The following is a 17378-nucleotide window of genomic DNA, read 5'->3' on the forward strand; positions in this document are numbered from 1 at the left end:
GAATCGCCGTGACCTGCGAAAACAGTAGACCTATCCTCGCTGCTCCTTGCACGATCCTCGCAAGGCTCAGGGCAGGGCGGCTGCCGGTTCCACCACCGCCCGGCGCAGCCGGGCCGCGTCCAGGCTCGGGGGTGCGCCGAACTGGCGGCGGTACTCCCGGCTGAACTGCGACGGGTTGTCGTAGCCGACGCGCCGGCCGACCCCCGTGACGTCGCCGGGGTGGGTGGCGAGCAGCAGCCGGGCCTCCTGGAGCCGGATCTGCTTCTGGAACTGGATGGGGCTCATCGCGGTCACCGCCTGGAAGTTGCGGTAGAAGGCGGAGACGCCCATCCCGGACTGCCGCGCCACGTCCTCGACCCGGAAGGGCTGCGCATAGTGCTCGCGGATCCAGCGCACGGCGCGCGAGACGTGGCTGAGGCTGCTGTCGGCCAGGCCGAGCTGGCGGACCGTCGCGCCCTGCTCGCCGGTGATCAGGCGCCACAGGATCTCCCGCTTGACCAGTGGGGCCAGTACGGCACGGTCGCGGGGCTCGTCGAGCAGCCGCAGCAGCCGTACCACCGCGTCCAGCAGCGCGGCCGGAGCGTCGCTCACCGCGATCCCCGACGGTGCGCCCCCGCCGCCGCGGGGCGCGTCCGCCGCCCCGGCCCCCAGCAGCAGTTCGGCGACGGCTGACGGCTCCAGGACCAGCCCGAACCCGAGCGCCGGCTGCTCGGGGCCGGCCTGCGTGAACTGCCCCGTGACCGGCAGGTCGACGGACGCGACCAGATACTGCCCCGGCCCGTACTCGAACACCCGCTCACCGAGGGCGAGCCGCTTGGCGCCCTGCGCGATGACGGCCAGCAGCGTCCCTGACATCGACGGCTCCGGCGGGTCGGGGCGGTCGACCTTCGAGATGAGGACACCGTCGATAGCAGTGGTCCAGTCCGCCCGCGCATGACGGGCCAGCAGGGTGCGGAGCTCTTCGAGGTGCATACGCCCATTGCAGCACCACGACAGCCGGCGGCTCGCGTCACGGAGAGGATCGTCGCGGGGTCAGCCTGGTGTCCGCGGCGTTCGCCGACGCGAAGAAGCTGCTGGGCCTCCCGCGTATCGCGGCGATCTGCGGCTCCACCCCCTTCATGGCCGAGATGAACGAGGCCGATCCGCGGCCGCCTGACTGTCTCGCGGTGGCTGCGGCCCCCGCCCCGGCCAGCCGGTCGGGGCGGGGGCCGGTGGGGTTAGGCCGTGTTTTGGAAGTAGCGCCGTCCGCCCACAGGGCGGGCCCCGCGGCGTCTGGTGCGTGCGATCGCAAGGCGGAGGGTCGTCCTCGTAGTGGGCCTACTCGGACGACTCCGACAACGCAGCGAGCGTGCGTGCCAGGCTCCGCGGGGCAGGCGGGACTTCCAAAACACGGCCTAGCGGAGGTGGCGGGTGAAGAACTGGGCCGCCGCGTCGCCCGCGAACTGCGGGACGCCGGTGTGGCCGCCCATGTTGGCGTTCAGCGTCTTCTCCACGGAGGCGAAGGCGTCGAACAGGTCCAGGGACGCCTGTCGGTCGTTGCCCTCGTCGTCCCACTGGAGCAGGACGTGCAGCGGGATGGTGACCTTGCGGGCCTCCTCGTACATCACGCGCGGGATGTAGCTTCCGGCGAAGAGCACGGCGGCCGAGATGCGCCGGTCGACCGCCGCCAGGCGGGTGCCGATGGAGATCACGCCTCCCGAGTAGCCGACGGGGCCGGCGATCTCGGGGAGGGCCAGCAGGGCGTCCAGCGTGGCCTGCCACTCCGGGACCGCACGGTCGACCAGCGGGAGGACGAGGGCGTCGATGACCTCGTCACCGACCGGCTCGCCGGCCGCCAGCGCCCGGCGCAGGTCGGCGACGGCCTGTTCGGCGCCGGGCAGGCGGGGCCGCTCGCCGTTTCCTGGGAGTTCGATGGCAGCCGTGGCGAAGCCGTCCGCCGCGGCATGCAGGGCACGACCCACCAGCCGTGGGTACGCCTTGCACAGCCCGACAGGCGGTGGGCTGAGCAGGATCGGTGACGCCGGTGCGGACGCGGACGCGGATTCGGGCGTCCACAGGATGCCGGGGATCTCGCCGAGGAGGAATTCGCGCTCGAGGACACCGCCGTCGAGACGCTTCTCGGAAGTGAAGTGCATGGTCGTGCCTTTCAGGAGTGCGCAGAACGGCGCTCCCGGACGACGACCTACCGCCCGACCGTGGCCTCGGAGGAGAGCACCCACGTCGATACGTTCACGGGTACCACCTCCTCGATCTCTCGCACGGCCGCCGCCAGGTTAGCAGACACCTGCGATCACGCCCGTGCCGCGTTCCACGCCCAGGACGTCCTGCGGGGCAGACCGGCCAGGTCCCCGCGTCCGGTGCACCACAGCAGCACCCGCGCGGGCTCGCCGGGCGGGGCGTCGGGGAACAGCCGGTCGAGCACGCCCGTGCACAGCGGTGCCGGCGGCAGCCAGTCCGCGCCCAGTCCGCGCGTGATGTCGTAGGTGTGCAGCAGGGTCTCGGCCACTCCCATCGCAGCGAACCCCGTCGGGTCGCACAGGCCCCAGTGCCAGGCCCGCAGGGACGGGTCGGCGGTGGCCAGTGCGCTGCCGAGCAGCCCGCCGCAGGCGGCGGCCACCTGCAGCACCTCGGCGGGCGAGGCGGTGGGGCGTACGCGCAGCTCGAACGGCAGGTACGCCCCGGCCGGGCGGCCGGCGAGCTGGCCGGCGTACGCCAGCAGGTCGTGGCCGATGTGCGCGGCCGTCTGCCGGCAGCTCCACTCCAGCGAGCCGGCCGGCACCGTCCAGTCCTCGTCTGTGCGCGGCGCCAGCACCGCCAGCATCTCCGCCACGGCGGCCTGGACGTCCTGGTGGTTCATGCGGTCCTCCGCTTCGACGGGACTTTCGACGGGACTTACGGCTTGTGTGTCACCCAGAGCAGTTCCGCCGGCCAGCGGCCGGCCCAGTCGGGCGGGTCGGTCTCGTTGTAGCCGTTGGGCGTTCCGGGGTCGGGCCGCGGCTCGATCAGGTCGTCGATGACGAGTCCCGCGCCGCGCAGGACCCTGACCCAGTCGCCGTAGGTGAGTTGATAGCTGGTCGCGCCGTCGCCCTCGGCGATGGCGTCCAGGCCGAAGTAGTCCTGCCGCAGCGTCGTGGTCACGCGGCGGGCGGCCTCGTCGTAGCACGCCTCGAACCACGGGCTAGCGACGTTGAACACCAGGCGCCCGCCGCGGGCCAGGACGCGTGCGGCCTGCGGGACGGCCAGGTGCGGGGGCGCCCAGCTGAGCCCGCCGAAGTCGCAGAACACCAGGTCGAAGCTGTCGGCGGCGAAGGGGAGGCGCTCGGCAGCGCCCTGCACCAGCGGGTAGCGGGCCGCTCCCATCGCACCGGCCGCCGCGGCGAGTTGGGCCTCGGACAGGTCGAGCCCGACCACGGCGGCGCCCTCGGCGGCGAGCACCCTTGACCACTGGCCGGCGCCGCAGCCGAGTTCGAGTACGCGCTTGCCGGTGACGTCGCCCAGGGCGTTCAGGTGCGCGTCGGGGACCGAGTACATGCCCCACAGCCGGGGTGCGGCACCGATCTGCGGGTCGTGCTCGTGCTGGTAGGCGCTGCTGATCCGGTTCCAGAGCCGCCGGTTGGCGGGGGTGCTGTCCACGTGCCGACTTCAGCACCGCCTGCCAGGAAGGGTCAACACGAAGAGGCGCCCGGCGAGCCGGAGTCGGACGGTCCGGGGTCGGTAGGTCAGGACTGTTCGATAGGTCGGTTGCGGACTCGTATCGGCCGGTTCACCCGACGGCTGAACGCCCGATTTTCCGGCTAATCTGACGAGATGACAGCTACGGGGTTACCGCCGGAGGCCGTCGGGGGACTGCGGCCCGCGGAAGCAGGGGTGCTGGTGGACAGGGGGCCGCGGCCGGCGCACATCGTCGCCACCGTGGTCGATCTGGCACAGCGGGGCTGGCTGGGGATAGCGGCGCACGAAGCGGACGAAGACGGGGACGGGGACTGGACGTTCAGCCGGGTCAGGTCGCCCGCGCGGTGGCTGGCGCAGCGGCGCGAGCTCGCCCGCTACGAACGGCAGCTGCTGCGCGGCATCTTCGGCCACCGGTCGCAGGTGCGGTTCACCCGGATCGTCTCGGGCGGCATCCGCGGCGTGTATCACCGCCTGACGCAGGACGCCCTCGCGCAGGGCTGGCTGGGGCCGACCGCGACCGTCGCGGGGCTGGACGCGGAGACGGAGCAGCTGCGGGCCGACCTGCGGGCGATGCGGGTGACGCTGGAGGGGCTACGGCCTCCGGCGGGCGTGGACGCACTGGACTTCTACAGCCGCTGGTTGCCCTACGCCGTAGCCCTGGGCCTGATGCCCGCGTGGGCGCGGCAGCTGGATGTGCTCGGGGCGAAGCCGGCCCTCGTCTTCCCGTCCGGCACCTCGTTCACGAGCGCGGACACTCTCCTCATGAGCTGGTGGAACGGCTCCTTCGCCACGCAGATGGCCGGCGCCGTCGACACCTGGTCCCACCAGTCGGGAGGATCGGGCGGCATCTGGGGCCACGACGGCGGCGGCCACGGCCACCACAGCGGGCACCACGGTCACCACGGCGGTTTCGACGGCGGCCACCACGGGGGCTTCGGCGGGGACGGTGGCGGCGGGGACGGTGGCGGCGGCTCCTGGTGACCCGCGGGGGTCGACGGCCCCCGCCCCCTCGGGTCAGTGACCCGAGGTCGCCTTCAGACCCACGACCGCCACGAGCAGCAGGCTGACGAAGAAGATCCGGGCCGCAGTCGTCGGCTCGCCGAGCAGAAGCATGCCCACCACCGCCGCACCGGCCGCGCCGATCCCGACCCACACGCCGTAGGCAGTGCCGATCGGCAGGCCCTTGGCGGCCTGCGAGAGCAGCAGCATGCTGGCCGCGATGCCCGCGCCGGTGAAGACGCTCGGCCACAGGCGCGTGAAGCCGTCGGTGTACTTCATGCCGATCGACCAGGCGACTTCGAGCAGGCCGGCGACGACGATCAGGACCCATGCCATGGGAGGCACCTCCGTGGGATGTGGACTTACGGGGGTGCGTCGTCTTTGCAGGGTCCCGGTACGACGCGCTCGTCGGGTCCCACCAAGGGTAGCAAAGTCCCGCATTGCGGTCAGGGCGGTTCGGACCCCGAGAGATCCGATGTCAGGGCGGCGAATACGTCGAATCGGCCGGGATTCACGACCTCCGGGAACCAGTCATCCGAAGTCTGCGCCGGAACACGCACCGGCACCGGCGCCGGGCCACCCCCACCGGAGGTGACCCGGCACCGGCCGAATCCGCGGAAAGAGCCGAATCAGCCGAAGCTGACCGTGACCTTGGCGTGCACGTCGCGCGGACGCAGCGTGAGCGTCAGGGTGCGGGTCGCCGCGTCGTAGCGGCAGTCGGCCGGCGACAGCGGGCCGCCGCCCGCCGAGACGGCCGCCGGCCGGTCCGCACCGACGACGGCGATCGTCCACTGCCGAGTGGTCACCTGGCCCGGGAAGCCGCCGCCGGCGCCGCCGATGGTCAGCGTGTGCCCGGCAGCCGTCTCCTGGTAGCGGATCACGGTCGTGGCGCTGTGGCCGTGACCGGTGGCCGGCTTGCCGTCGTCCTCGTACAGCGTGGTCGAACCGGAGCCGCCCGCCGCGACCGTGAGCGTGACGTCCTTGAGCGGCGCCTTGTCCTGCGCGGTGACGTTGCCGCTGCGGGTCGGGATGACGGCGCCGGCCCGGACGAACACCGGCATGGTGTCGAGGCCTGAGGTGACGGTCTGCGTCGTGCCGCCGGCGTAGGTCCTGCCGGTGAAGTAGTCCGTCCACTGGGTGCCCGGCGGGAACCACACCGACGTGCTCGCGGTGCTGCCGGGCGTGGTGACCGGGGCGACCAGCATGTCGGGACCGTAGAAGTACTCGCTGCCCGCCGTCGTGTACGCCTGCGGCTCGTCCGGGTACTCCAGGTACATCGGGCGGGTCACCGGCACACCCGTCGCGTTGGCCTGCTGCGCCAGCGAGTACGTGTACGGCACGAGGTTCTCTCGCAGGTTGAGGAACTTGTCCGCGGAGGCGCGGGCCGCGGCGCCGTACTGCCAGGGCAGCCGGTCGCTGTGGTTGCTGTGCAGCCGGTCGATCGGCTGGAAGGCCGCCAGCTGCACCCAGCGGGCGTACATGTCGTCGGGCAGCTTGTGCGTGGTCTGGGTGCCGCCGCCCGAGGGGTAGGTCTCGGAACCGGTCAGGCCCGTGGTGTCGTTGTGGCCGCCGATGTCGTGGCTGATGGCGGACATGCCGGTCGCGGCGGCCTCGCCGGGTGTGTACCCGACCTCGGCCCGCAGCGTGCCCCAGGTGGAGGAGGTGTCGCCGGTGAAGTGGATGGTGGTGCGCTTGTCCGCCCACGGGCCGGTCGGCAGGCCCTGCTGGCCGCTGTAGCCGCCGGCCTGGAGCGAGCCGTAGGCCCGGGAGATGACGAAGCCGCGCCCGATGGTCTTGTCGGCGTCGGCCGCGTACTGCTGGTTGATCCACGCGTCCGGGGTGACGCCCTGCAGCGAGGACTGCGAGTTGTCGCAGCACCAGTCGAGCCACCAGAAGTCGTTGCCCTGCTGGTCCATGGTCTGGTGCAGGTCCATGTAGGCCTTGAGCTGGTCCGGGTCGCCCCAGTCGAAGGTGTAGCAGTCGCCGGCGCCGCCGGCCGCGGCGCCCGAGCAACCGCCCTTGTGCAGCTTGCCCTTGGCCGTGGCCTGCGCCTGGGCGAACTGCGGGTCGGAGCTGAGGATGCTCGGGTGGATGTTGAGCGTGTTGTGCAGGCCCTGGGAGGCCGCCCAGTCGAAGAAGCCCTTCGGATCGGGGAACTTGGACTGGTCGATCTCCCAACCGCTCCAGGTGTTGGGCGACTTGAAGTCGGTGTCGGTGACCAGGACGTCCAGCGGCACACCCTCCTTGCGGAAGGCGGGCAGGATCGTGTTCTCGTAGTCGGCGGCCGTGCGGTCGAAGTACTCCGAGTACCAGACCCCGTACGCCCACTCCGGCAGCAGTTCGGGCGGGCCGGTGAGCGTCGACAGGTCGCTCAGGGCCTGCTTGTAGTCGTGGCCGTACCCGAAGACGTAGCCGTCCTGGTAGGGCGAACCCGGCGCCGTCGTACGCGGGGTGGTCTTGCGCGTGCCGGTGTCGTACAGGGCGGAGGTGGTGTCGTCGAGCAGGTACCAGCCGTCCTTGTACAGCAGGCCCGGGGTGGTGGAGGGGGCGCCGTTGTCGCCGTTGAAGCCGTCGAGGCTGCGCCGGTAGCCGCCGAGTGCCAGGTGCGGCTGCGGGGCCGCGGCGCCGGTGGCGGTGACGCCGAAGGTGTCGAGGTTGACGTGGCAACTGGCCGCGTCCGGGCAGCCGATGGTGACGTCGTCGGCGCCCGCGGTCAGCGTGACCGGGACCGAGGCGGTCTGCCAGGTGTCCCAACTGCCCGTTGCCGGCAGGCTGAGCGTGCGGGTGGTGCCGTTCGCGGTGACCGTGGCCGTACGGGTCTGGTTCAGCCCGTCGCCGCCGAGGGAGTTGGCGTACCGCACCTGGAGCGCGTACGTCCCGCCGACGGGCACTCCCACGATGTGGGCCGCGATGCTCGACCCCTGGTTCAGCTCGGCCAGGAAGCCGCTGCCGGAGTAGGAGCCGTGGTCGGTGGCCACCTTCGCCGAGCCCGCGATACGCGCACCCTCGGCCTCGCAGCCCGCACCGAACCGGCAGTCGGTGATCGCGGTCGCCGAGGCCCCGGGGAAGGCGGCGCCCGGGGTGAGCAGGGCGAGGCTGTCGATGTTGACGTTGCCCGAGTCGGCTGCCGTCCTGACCAGGGCGACGGTGTGGCGGCCCGCGCTCAGCCGGACCGGACTGCGGACCAGTTTCCAGGTGTTCCAGTCGCCGGTGGGCGGCAGCGACACCGTCTGCGGTGAGCCGCCGTCCACCGTGAGGGTCAGGGTGCGGGTGGTGTTCTGGCCGTCGCCGCCGACCGCGTTGGCGTAGCGCGTGGCGATGTCGTACGTACCCGTGGCGGGGACGTCGACCGCGGCGGCCAGCGAACTGCCGGAGCCCTCGAAGCCGGCTGCGAAGCCGGCGCCGGTGTAGCCCGTGTGGTCGGTGGCGACGCCCACCCCGTTCAGCTGGAGGCGCTCGGCCTCGCACAGGGCGCCGGCCCCGCACGTGAGCTGCTGCCATGGCGTGGCGGTCACCGGCGACCCGCCGGCGGTCAGCGCGACCGTCAGGTTCTGCGCGTCGAAGGGACCGGAATCCACCTGGTAGCGCAGGGACATGGCCGCGGTGGTGATCGTCAGCCACCCGTCGGACGTGCTCGTGGTGTACGCGGCCGGGGCGAAGTCGCCGCGGCCGACGGCGTTGTAGGTCGCCGCGTCGGTGAACTTCCCGTCCTGCGCGTACTCGGTGCGGATCAGCGTCGGGGACAGCACCTCGAAGCGCGCGTCGCCCGAGGTCACCGCGGCGGCCTTGGGGTGTGCCGCGCCCGCGGCCGCACCCGGGGCCGCGGACACCTGCCCTGCCCCTGCCATGGTCATGGCCGCCAGGCTGCAGACTAGCGCGGTGACCGCGGCCCGCCGCCGCAGGACGTGCCGCGCGAAACCGGCTGAGCTTCCTCTCACGGACAACTCCCCTTCCGTAGCAGGGCCTGTCGGCCCGTCCTGAGCCGTGCCGGTGTGCCGCCCGCGCTCACGCCTCGGCGGCATGACAGCGTTGTCAGACCGCCTGCCGCCCGCATCCGGCAACACGGGATCCACGGCAGCGCGGCACCGATCCGCGGGCGTTCCATCGTTGTACAACTCGCACGTGGCATGACAACACAACCGATGTCCTGTGTCCATGCCTCCAGCACGCAAGGCGGCAGCGGACCGGCCCCCGCGTACGACGCGGGCGCGCCCGCGCCGAGGTCGCGGGGCGTGACAGCCCGGCCCCCCGATGTGACGTGCGCCGCATCGGGGGGCCGGGCTGTCACATCGCGGTCCCGTCGGGGGCTCTATGTCGGGACCGCGCAGGCGGTCCCAGTGAACTCCGCGCGACGGCAGGCCACGACGGCCTGGCGTGGCGACACCCCGATCTCCGGAAGGCATCCCATGGCACCACAGGCCGCCCAGCCGTCGTTTCTCGCGACAGGTCGCGGCAAGCTCACCCTGACCTTGCTGTGCGCCATCGCGTTCCTCGACTTCATCGACGCCTCGATCATCAACGTCGCCCTGCCCGCCATCCGCAGCGACCTGGGCTTCTCCGTGCAGGACCTGCAGTGGGTGCCGAGCGGCTACCTGCTCACCTACGGCGGCTTCATGCTGCTCGGCGGACGGCTCGCCGACCTCCTCGGGCGGCGCCGCGTCGTGGTGGCGGGCACCGTGCTGTTCTCGCTGTCCTCGGTGGTCGGCGGGCTCGCCAACACCTCGGGGATGCTGGTCGGCGCACGGCTGGCGCAGGGCGCCGGGGCCGCGATGATGCTTCCCGGGGCGCTGTCCATCCTCACCACGATGTTCAAGGAAGGCGGCGACCGCACCAAGGCGCTCAGCGTCTGGGGCGGTGTCGCGGGCGGCGCGTCCGCGGCCGGCGTCCTGCTCGGCGGCCTGCTGACCGACGGACCCGGCTGGCGCTGGGTCATGTGGGTCAACGTGCCGGTGTGCGTGCTGGTGATCGCCGGGCTGTACCTGCTGGTCGAGGGCGAGAAGCGGACCGCACGGCTGGCGAACTTCGACATCCTCGGCACGGTCCTGGTCACCGGCTCCGTGCTGCTGCTCGTCTACTCCCTGGTCAAGGCGCCCGACGTCGGCTGGGGCGCGAACCGCACCATCGGCGGCCTCACGGGGGCCGCGGTGATCATGATCGCGTTCCTGCTCAACGAGCGCCGCAGCAGCAACCCGCTGCTGCCGCTGTCGATCTTCCGGATCAGGGGACTCGGCGCCGCCGACGTGACGCAGCTGGTCGCCGTGGCCGGATTCCTGTCGATGTTCTTCTTCCTCAGCCTCTACATGGAGAACGTCCTCGGCTACTCCCCCATGAAGACCGGCTCCGCCTACCTGCCGCTGTGCGTCGGCGTCGGCATGGCCGCGGGCATCGCCTCCCAGCTCATCCCGCGGATCGGGACCAGGCCGCTGCTGATCGTCGGACTGCTGCTGGCCGGCGGCGGCATCTACTGGCTCTCCCGCATCCCCGTCGACGGCCACTACCTGGGCGACCTGCTGCCCGGACTGATGGTCACCTCCTTCGGGCTCGGCTTCGCCTTCGTGTCGATCACCACCGCGGCCAACGCCAACGTGGAGCCCGAGCGCGCCGGGCTGGCCGCGGCCCTGCTCAACGCCTCGCAGCAGATCGGCGGGGCGCTCGGCCTCGCCATCTTCTCCGCGGTCGCGACCTCGCGCACCGACCACCTGGTCGCGCACCACACCGCCGTACCCCAGGCGCTGACCTCCGGTTTCTCCCGGGCTCTGCTGGTCAGCAGCTTCTTCCTGTTCGCGGCGGCGATCGTGGCGCTGCGCGCCGCCAACAGCCGCGGCGAAGTCGCGGACACGCCCGCCGCCGCGACCGCCCCGGAGCCCGCCACCACACGGTGAACCACTGCCCGGGCACCCGCCCCGCCGAGCCACGGCCCGGCGGGGCGGGCCGCGTTGGTGCCGCCGCCGGTGTCCGGGCCAGGGTGTGGTCCGTAAGGTGCAGGACCCCAGCGGGGTCCGTCGGGATCTCCGGCCGGCACGACGAGCCCGCAGGCTCGTCACATCGTGCGCGGCGAGCCTGACAGGACCTGGCTGCTGTGCTTCCCGCTGTTCGTCTGCGGGCTCGGGATGGGCTGCTGCTTCGGCTCGGTCTTCGCCGTCGCGCTGGGAGACGTCACCGCCGAGGAGGCGGGCAGCGCGTCGGGCACGCTCAACGCGGTGCAGCAACTCGCCTACGCCGCCGGCTCCGCACTGGTCTCGACCCTCTATCTCGCCCGGGCCGCGGGCGACCGCCCCGGCGGCGCGCTCACCGCGAGCCTGCTGGCGGTGCTGGGGGCCGTCGCGGTCTGCCTGGCCTGTCTGCCGCTGCTGCCCCGCAGGGCGGCAGAGTCCGGCCACTGAACGTCCGCCGGTCCGGGCCGCGCGGCCCGGACCGGCGGGACACCGTACACGGAGGCGGCGGCGTCATCGGGCAGGAACGAAGAAGCCCGGCGGGCCGGGGTCTTCCTAGCGTGGGCGGCATCCCGCCCGACGACCTGCCCGGGCACCTTCTCCAAGCGTCTGCGAGACCTCATGACGTCGCAACTCCCGCCCGGCCGGCCCGTCCACGGCTTCGCCTGAACTCCCGCCCGCCCGCCGCCCGGGCGGGCGCGCCCTGGCGTACGGGCACGCCTCGCTGGTCTCCGGGCGCCGCTCGAAGTGGGCGGTCCTGGTGCTGTGGCTGCTGCTGGTCGCCGTCGGGGGCTCCTTCGCCGCGAAGCTCGGCAGCGTCGAGGACAACTCCCCGCTGACCTGGCTGCCCGCCGACGCCCAGGCCACCCGGGCGGTCAAGCTGGCCGAGCAGCACTTCGCCGACAAGGACCACAGCGCCGCCGTCGTGGTCTACGTCCGCGCCGACGGTCTGACGGCCCGTGACCTCGCGAAGATCGACCGGGACCGCGAGCAGTTGTCCGCGCAGGTCACGCACGGGGACATCGCCGGCCGCCAGGTCTCGCACGACGGCAGGGCGGCCTTCCTGACGATGCCGCTGCGCACCTCGCCCTCGGAGAACTCCGTCCTCACCGACGCCGTCGACCAGGTCGCTAAGATCACCGAGGACGACGCGCCCGCGGGCCTCGACGTCCGGATCACCGGCGAGGCGGGCAGCAACGCCGACTTCTTCAGGAGCTACTCGGGTATGGACGCCGTCCTGCTCGGCTCGGCCCTCGCGGTGGTCGCCCTGCTGCTGCTCCTGACCTACCGCAGCCCGGTCCTGTGGATGGTCCCGCTGATCACCGTGGGTGTGGCCACCCAGGTGGCCGGCGGTGCGGTGTACCTGCTGGCCCGACATGCCGGCCTGGTCGTCAACGGGGAGAGCGTCTACATCCTGATGATCCTCGGCGTCGGTGTCGGCACCGACTACGCCCTGCTGCTCGTCGCCCGCTACCGCGAGGAGCTGCACCGCCACCACGACCGCCACACCGCCATGCTCGTCGCCGTACGGCGCTGCCTGCCCACCGTCGCGGCCTCGGCGGGGATCGTCTCGGCCGCCACCTTGTGCCTCGGCTTCGGCCGTATGAACTCCACCCGCGGGCTCGGGCCCGTCCTGGCCATCGGCATCGTCGTCGTCTTCACCGCGATGACCACACTGCTGCCCGCCCTCCTGGTCGTCCTCGGCCGCTGGGTGTTCTGGCCCTTCGTCCCCCGCCAGGACCCCGGGTACGCGACGGCCGCCGGGCGCAGCAGCCGAGCCGTGTGGGCGAAGGTCGCCGCACTCGTCGGCCGGCACCCCCGGGTGATCTGGCTGGCCACCGCGGGCGTCCTCGCCGCGCTGGCCGTCGGGACCGCCTCGGTGCAGACCGGGCAGAGCAATGCCGAGATGTTCAGGAAGACGGTCGACTCGGTGGCAGGACAGCAGCTGATGGCCCAGCACTTCCCGGCCGGCTCCGCCTCACCCGCCGACATCTACGTACCCGACACCGGCACCGACGCCGCCCGCGCCCTGGCGGTGGTCGAACCCCTGCACGGTGTCGCCTCCGCCACCGCCGTCGCGACCAGGGAGGGCTGGACCCACATCACCGCGGTCCTCGCCGACCCGCCGGACTCCCCCGCCGCCCGCCGCACCGTCCGGCAGATCCGCGCAGCCCTGGGAGACGGGCCGCAGCGCGTCCCGCACGCTGCCGTCGGCGGCCCCACGGCCGTGGCGCTGGACACCGCCGACGCCCAGAGCAGCGAGGAGAAGCTGCTCATCCCGCTCGTCCTCGCCGTCGTGCTGGTCCTCCTGGTCGCGCTGCTCCGCGCCGTCGTGGCCGCGCTGCTGCTGCTCGTCTGCGCGGTGCTCTCCTACGCCGCCGCCGTCGGCGCCTCCTCTCTGCTCTTCCACGCGCTCGGCTACCCCCGCATCGACCGCGGACTGCTCCTGTTCGGCTTCCTCTTCCTGGTCGCGCTCGGCATCGACTACACGATGTTCCTGATGACCCGGGCGCGCGAGGAGGTCGCCCAGCGCGGCCACCGCGAGGGCGTCCTGGCCGGCCTGACGGTCACCGGCGGCGTCGTCACCTCGGCGGGCCTGGTCCTGGCCGCCACCTTCACCGTGCTGGCCACCCTCCCGACCGTGGCCGCACTCCAGCAGGGCCTGATCGTCGCCGTCGGCGTCCTGCTCGACACCTTCCTGGTCCGCAGCCTGCTCGTCCCCGCCCTGTCCCTGGAGATCGGCCCGCGCATCTGGCAGCCGGGATGGCGCGCGGACTGATCACACGGGCAGGGGCGGGGCGAGTGCCCGGGCCGGGCGGACGTCGGCAGGTCAGGCTGAGGTGCACGTCCCGCCGTTGAGGGTGAAGCCGGACGGGTTGGGGTTGGTGGCGCCCTGGGTGGCGAGGAAGCCGATGGTCACCGAGCCGCCGGCCGGGATGGTGCGTGTGTAGTCGGCGGGGGTCACGGTGACCGTGGAGCCGGTCTGTGCGGGGGTGCCGCCCCACATCTGGGTGACGGTCTGGCCGGCGGTGAAGGTGAAGGCCAGCGTCCAGCCGCTCAGGGCGGTGGTGCTGGTGTTCTGGACGGTGATCTCGCCCTGGAAGCCGCCGCCCCAGCTGTTCGTGACCTTGTAGCCGACCCCGCAGGTGCCGGTCGACGTGCCGGTACCGGTGGTGACGTTGACGGTCGCCGAGCGAGAGGAGCGGTTGCCTGCCGCGTCGCGGGCGTACACCGCGAAGGTGTAGGCGGTGGCGGCGGTCAGGCCGGTGACGGTGGCCCCGGCCGTGGTGGAGGACGCGGCGGGGGTCTCGGTGCTGCCGCTGACCCGTACGACGTCGTAGCCGGTCACGCCGGTGTCGTCGGTGGCGGCGGTCCAGCTCAGGGTGACCGAGGTGGCCGTGACCGCGGAGGCGGTGGGGGTGCCGGGAGCGGTGGGCGGTGTGGTGTCGGTCCCCCCGGAGGTGCCCACGGTGACGACGAAGGTGGTGATGCTCTGCGCGGGGAGCGTGGCGGACAGGGTGCCGCCCGCGAGAGTGGGCCCGCTCAGGGTCGCGAGGGTCCTGCTGGAGTCCGTGACGTAGGAGGCCAGTCCGGTCGCCGTGGTGTTCGCCAAAGTGAACTGCTGGCTGACCGCGCTGGTCGCCTTGTTCACGGCCACGATGACCACCGTGGAGCCGCCGGTGTAGGCGGAGGTGTAGACGTTCGTCTGGGGGTTGGAGACCGCGTTGATGCGTACGTATCCGGGGCGGACGAACTTCGAGAAGTGCGCCATCATGGCGCCGCGCTTGCTGATCTGCCCGTCCTCGCGCATGGGGCCGTAGCTGCGCCGGATGTACCACCACACGTACGCCTGGAACTCGGCGTCGACCATCGCGTGGTGCATGTGCTCCCCCACGCCGAGCGCCGCCGGCCACAGATCGGCGGAATCGGTGCTGTTGGGGTAGTACACCTCGGTCATCCACAGTTCCTTGCCCTGCCCCTTCTGCTGGAACAGGGGGTAGGGGAAGTTCGAGTACGACGTTCCGTACAGGTGCGCACCGAGGATGTCCATGTTCGCCAGCGCTGTGGCGTCGTTGAGGATCGGGTCGGACATGCTCTTGACGTACTGGAAGGACTCCGGCGCGATGACCCTGGTGCTGATCGCGCCTGCGTTGTTGCGCAGGAAGGTGACGATCTCCGACGCGGTCCACCACGTCCATGTCGAGGCGTAGTCGGGCTCGTTCTGGATCGAGACGGCGTAGAGGTCCACCCCGTTGGTCTTCATGAACTGGACGAAGTCGTTCAGGTGCTGCGCGTAGGCGCCGTACATGTCGTACCGCAGGCGCTGGGCGTTGGTCTGGCTGCCACGGGTGAACGTCTCGACCATGGTGGAGGGGGGATTCCACGGCGAGGCGAAGACGATGGCGCCGTGGGCGACCGCCCGCTGCGCCGTCGCCACCTCCGCACTCCAGTTCGCCTTGTTCTCGTCGATGTGGATCCGCAGGATCGAGAACCCCAGCTGGCCCGTGCCGTTCCCGAAGGCGGTGTCCCGCTGGGCGGCCGTCAGGTCACCTGCCCAGGCGGGGTGGTTCATGCCACCGAAGCCGCGGATCGTCTGGCGCCGCGCGGCGGGGTCCACGACCACGGCCGACGCGGCGGCCGCCCCGGAGGTCGGCGCCGCGACGGCGAGGATCGGGGCGGCTCCCATCGCCGCGAGCACGGTCCGCCGGCTCAGCAGCGCCGAACGGTCCGCTGTGGGTTCTTCCTGTCGTGGTGTCACGGTTGTCTCCTGGTGTCGGCGTGGGGGGCGGCCCCGTACGGCTCGTGGGGGGTGCAGGGCCGTTGGCCGCGATGGGGGGTGGGAGCGCTCCCACCATCGCTCGGAGGATTGTGTGCAGCGGTACACGGAGTGCGTCAAGGGGGCCGACGTGACGCTTGCCGGCTCGCCCCGGTCATCCGGCCCCCATCCGCCCCCGGTTGACCCGGCGCAGGCCCGCCCGGAGGATGGCGGTTGCGAGGTCGGCGCCCCGGCCGTCCACGACCAGGCACGTCCGGCTGCCGCCGGAGCCGGTGCCGAGAGGAGCACGCCGGTGACCGGCACGACAACCGGCCTGCTCGGACGGCTGCACGCGGCCGGCCTGACGGACATCGACGCGGTCGAGCCGGCAGCGGGGGGCCTGGCCGCGACAGCGGGGCTCGCGCGGCGCGCCGACGGCACGTCGGTCTTCGTCAAGGCCTTCGACGAGCCGCCGTCGGACGGCGTCTTCGCCGCGGAGGCCGAAGGGCTCGCGGCGCTGCGCGACGCGGGCGGCGTCACCACCCCCGAGGTCCTGTTCGCGGACCGCGACCTGCTCGTGCTGTCCGTGCTGCGGCCGCGTCCGGGCACCGCGGACTTCTGGGAGCAGTTCGCCCATGTGCTGGCCCGCCTCCACACCAGTACGCGGCACCCCCGGTTCGGGTGGCACCGGGACAACTGGCTGGGCCGCCGCCTGCAGGTCAACACCTGGGAGGACGACGGGTTCGAGTTCTTCGCCCGGCACCGCCTGCTGCGCTGGCTCGGCGAGCCCCGGGTCCGTGCGGCGCTCGGCGCCGCGGACCGGGCCGCGCTGGAGCGGCTGTGCGACCGGCTGCCCGAACTGCTGCCGGCCCGGCCGGCGTGCCTGACGCACGGCGACCTGTGGGCGATGAACGTCATGGCCGGCGCCGACGGCCGGCCCGCGCTGATCGATCCGGCGGTGTCGTACACGTGGGCCGAGGTCGACCTGGCCCATCTGTGGACGACCGCCCCGCCGCCCGAGGCGCAGGTGTTCTTCGGGCTGTACGCGGAACTGACGGGACTCGACCCGCAGTGGCGCGACCGTATGCCGATCCTCCAACTGCGCCAGCACCTGGCCGTGATCGCCCAGTTCGACCCCGACTGGGGCGCCGCCGACCTGGTGCGCGCCACACTCGCCCCCTTCCGGCGGCGCCCCTGATCCCCACCGGGGGGCTGGACGCGCCCGGTTCTGCGGTGCGGCGTCGCATTCCTGCTCAGAAATTTCGGCCATGCGGTACGAATGTTTCGAACGTAGGAGCGTTGACCTCCCGGGTCCGATGGGTCCAGACTTGCGACCGTTTCACCGCCAGCCATGTCCTGGCACTGGTCCCAGGATCACATCGCTCCCTTCGCGCATGAATGTTAGCGCTATCAGCATTCAGCGCCCCATCCCCCCTCAAGGAGTGCGTTCCGTGAAACATGCACACACGTTCAGACGGTACAGGTCCCTGCTGTTCGCCCTGCTCGCCACCGCACTGGCGGCCGCAGGCGTGTCGTTCGTGGCGACATCGGCGCAGGCGGCCGGCGGCTGCCGGGTCGACTACACCGTCACCAACGAGTGGCCCGGCGGCTTCGGCGCAAATGTGAGCGTTACCAATCTGGGTGACCCGGTCACCAGTTGGCAGCTCTCCTGGGCCTTCGCCGGCGGGCAGAGCATCACCCAGCTGTGGAGCGGCACATACGCCCAGACCGGCACCCAGGTCACCGTGACCAACGCGTCCTACAACGGCAGCCTGGGCACCGGCGCCTCCACCAGCTTCGGCTTCAACGGCGCCTACACCGGCAGCAACCCGGTCCCCGCGGCCTTCACGCTCAACGGCACCGCCTGCACGGGCTCCGTCAGCACCACTCCGCCGACCAGCCCGACCACGACGCCGCCCACGACACCCCCCACGACGCCGCCGACGGGTGGTACGTGCACCCTGCCGTCGTCCTACCACTGGTCCTCGACCGGTGCGCTGGCCCAGCCGGCGAACGGG

Annotated in this window: 13 protein-coding genes and 1 riboswitch; of the genes, 6 read left to right on the forward strand and 7 right to left on the reverse strand. The window is 72.2% G+C overall.

The window, feature by feature from the left end:
• Positions 1-66 precede the first annotated feature (66 nt).
• The 4 genes from JT723_RS15120 to JT723_RS15135 all read right to left on the reverse strand — a co-directional run bounded on the left by JT723_RS15120 (position 67) and on the right by JT723_RS15135 (position 3633).
• On the reverse strand, positions 67-972 hold the full coding sequence (locus tag JT723_RS15120) for an AraC family transcriptional regulator (protein ID WP_205045118.1): 906 nt from the start codon (positions 970-972) through the stop codon (positions 67-69).
• 422 nt (positions 973-1394) lie between these two features.
• A complete protein-coding gene (locus JT723_RS15125) occupies positions 1395-2135 on the reverse strand; it encodes a dienelactone hydrolase family protein (RefSeq protein WP_205045119.1) in 741 nt (246 codons plus the stop codon).
• A 155-nt stretch (positions 2136-2290) separates the two neighbouring features.
• Positions 2291-2857, reverse strand: a complete 567-nt coding sequence (locus JT723_RS15130) for a maleylpyruvate isomerase N-terminal domain-containing protein (RefSeq protein WP_205045120.1) — start codon at positions 2855-2857, stop codon at positions 2291-2293.
• A gap of 35 nt (positions 2858-2892) precedes the next feature.
• Positions 2893-3633 (reverse strand): class I SAM-dependent methyltransferase, encoded by a 741-nt coding sequence (locus tag JT723_RS15135; protein WP_205045121.1) that lies wholly within the window; start codon positions 3631-3633, stop codon positions 2893-2895.
• A gap of 174 nt (positions 3634-3807) precedes the next feature.
• On the opposite strand from JT723_RS15135, the gene JT723_RS15140 reads away from it, so the two are divergent.
• On the forward strand, positions 3808-4653 hold the full coding sequence (locus JT723_RS15140) for a DUF2207 domain-containing protein (protein WP_205045122.1): 846 nt from the start codon (positions 3808-3810) through the stop codon (positions 4651-4653).
• Between the two features lie 33 nt (positions 4654-4686).
• On the opposite strand, the gene JT723_RS15145 is transcribed toward JT723_RS15140, so the two are convergent.
• The gene (locus tag JT723_RS15145; protein WP_205045123.1) at positions 4687-5007 is read right to left on the reverse strand and encodes a DMT family transporter; all 321 of its coding nucleotides are present in this window, start codon (positions 5005-5007) and stop codon (positions 4687-4689) included.
• Between the two features lie 33 nt (positions 5008-5040).
• A riboswitch (guanidine-III (ykkC-III) riboswitch) is annotated at positions 5041-5104 on the reverse strand.
• A 196-nt stretch (positions 5105-5300) separates the two neighbouring features.
• Complete coding sequence (locus JT723_RS15150; RefSeq protein ID WP_205045124.1) at positions 5301-8525, reverse strand: TIM-barrel domain-containing protein; 3225 nt, start codon at positions 8523-8525, stop codon at positions 5301-5303.
• A 552-nt stretch (positions 8526-9077) separates the two neighbouring features.
• Here JT723_RS15150 and JT723_RS15155 point away from each other — a divergent pair.
• The 3 genes from JT723_RS15155 (at position 9078) to JT723_RS15165 (ending at position 13383) form a co-directional block, all read left to right on the forward strand.
• Positions 9078-10553, forward strand: a complete 1476-nt coding sequence (locus tag JT723_RS15155; protein WP_205045125.1) for an MFS transporter — start codon at positions 9078-9080, stop codon at positions 10551-10553.
• A 165-nt stretch (positions 10554-10718) separates the two neighbouring features.
• A complete protein-coding gene (locus JT723_RS15160; protein WP_205045126.1) occupies positions 10719-11054 on the forward strand; it encodes a hypothetical protein in 336 nt (111 codons plus the stop codon).
• 310 nt (positions 11055-11364) lie between these two features.
• Positions 11365-13383, forward strand: a complete 2019-nt coding sequence (locus JT723_RS15165) for an MMPL family transporter (RefSeq protein WP_251513166.1) — start codon at positions 11365-11367, stop codon at positions 13381-13383.
• Between the two features lie 51 nt (positions 13384-13434).
• On the opposite strand, the gene xynC is transcribed toward JT723_RS15165, so the two are convergent.
• Entirely contained in the window at positions 13435-15363 is a 1929-nt protein-coding gene (xynC, locus tag JT723_RS15170) for a glucuronoarabinoxylan endo-1,4-beta-xylanase XynC (RefSeq protein WP_251513168.1), read from the reverse strand.
• A gap of 310 nt (positions 15364-15673) precedes the next feature.
• Here xynC and JT723_RS15175 point away from each other — a divergent pair, with 310 nt between their 5' ends.
• A complete protein-coding gene (locus JT723_RS15175) occupies positions 15674-16558 on the forward strand; it encodes a fructosamine kinase family protein (RefSeq protein WP_205045127.1) in 885 nt (294 codons plus the stop codon).
• Positions 16559-16811: 253 nt separating this feature from the next.
• Positions 16812-17378 (forward strand): cellulose-binding domain-containing protein (locus JT723_RS15180; protein ID WP_307794142.1); only part of this gene is annotated, 567 nt, incomplete at its 3' end.

The organism is Actinacidiphila bryophytorum, from assembly GCF_016916835.1.
GTDB lineage: Bacteria > Actinomycetota > Actinomycetes > Streptomycetales > Streptomycetaceae > Actinacidiphila > Actinacidiphila bryophytorum.

What these genes read in the sequence shown, in the direction of transcription:
- JT723_RS15120 (WP_205045118.1), bottom strand. Translation starts at nt 972, where the DNA reads ATGCACCTCGAAGAGCTCCGCACCCTGCTGGCCCGTCATGCGCGGGCG.
- JT723_RS15125 (WP_205045119.1), bottom strand. Translation starts at nt 2,135, where the DNA reads ATGCACTTCACTTCCGAGAAGCGTCTCGACGGCGGTGTCCTCGAGCGC.
- JT723_RS15130 (WP_205045120.1), bottom strand. Translation starts at nt 2,857, where the DNA reads ATGAACCACCAGGACGTCCAGGCCGCCGTGGCGGAGATGCTGGCGGTG.
- JT723_RS15140 (WP_205045122.1), top strand. Translation starts at nt 3,808, where the DNA reads ATGACAGCTACGGGGTTACCGCCGGAGGCCGTCGGGGGACTGCGGCCC.
- JT723_RS15145 (WP_205045123.1), bottom strand. Translation starts at nt 5,007, where the DNA reads ATGGCATGGGTCCTGATCGTCGTCGCCGGCCTGCTCGAAGTCGCCTGG.
- JT723_RS15150 (WP_205045124.1), bottom strand. Translation starts at nt 8,525, where the DNA reads ATGACCATGGCAGGGGCAGGGCAGGTGTCCGCGGCCCCGGGTGCGGCC.
- JT723_RS15155 (WP_205045125.1), top strand. Translation starts at nt 9,078, where the DNA reads ATGGCACCACAGGCCGCCCAGCCGTCGTTTCTCGCGACAGGTCGCGGC.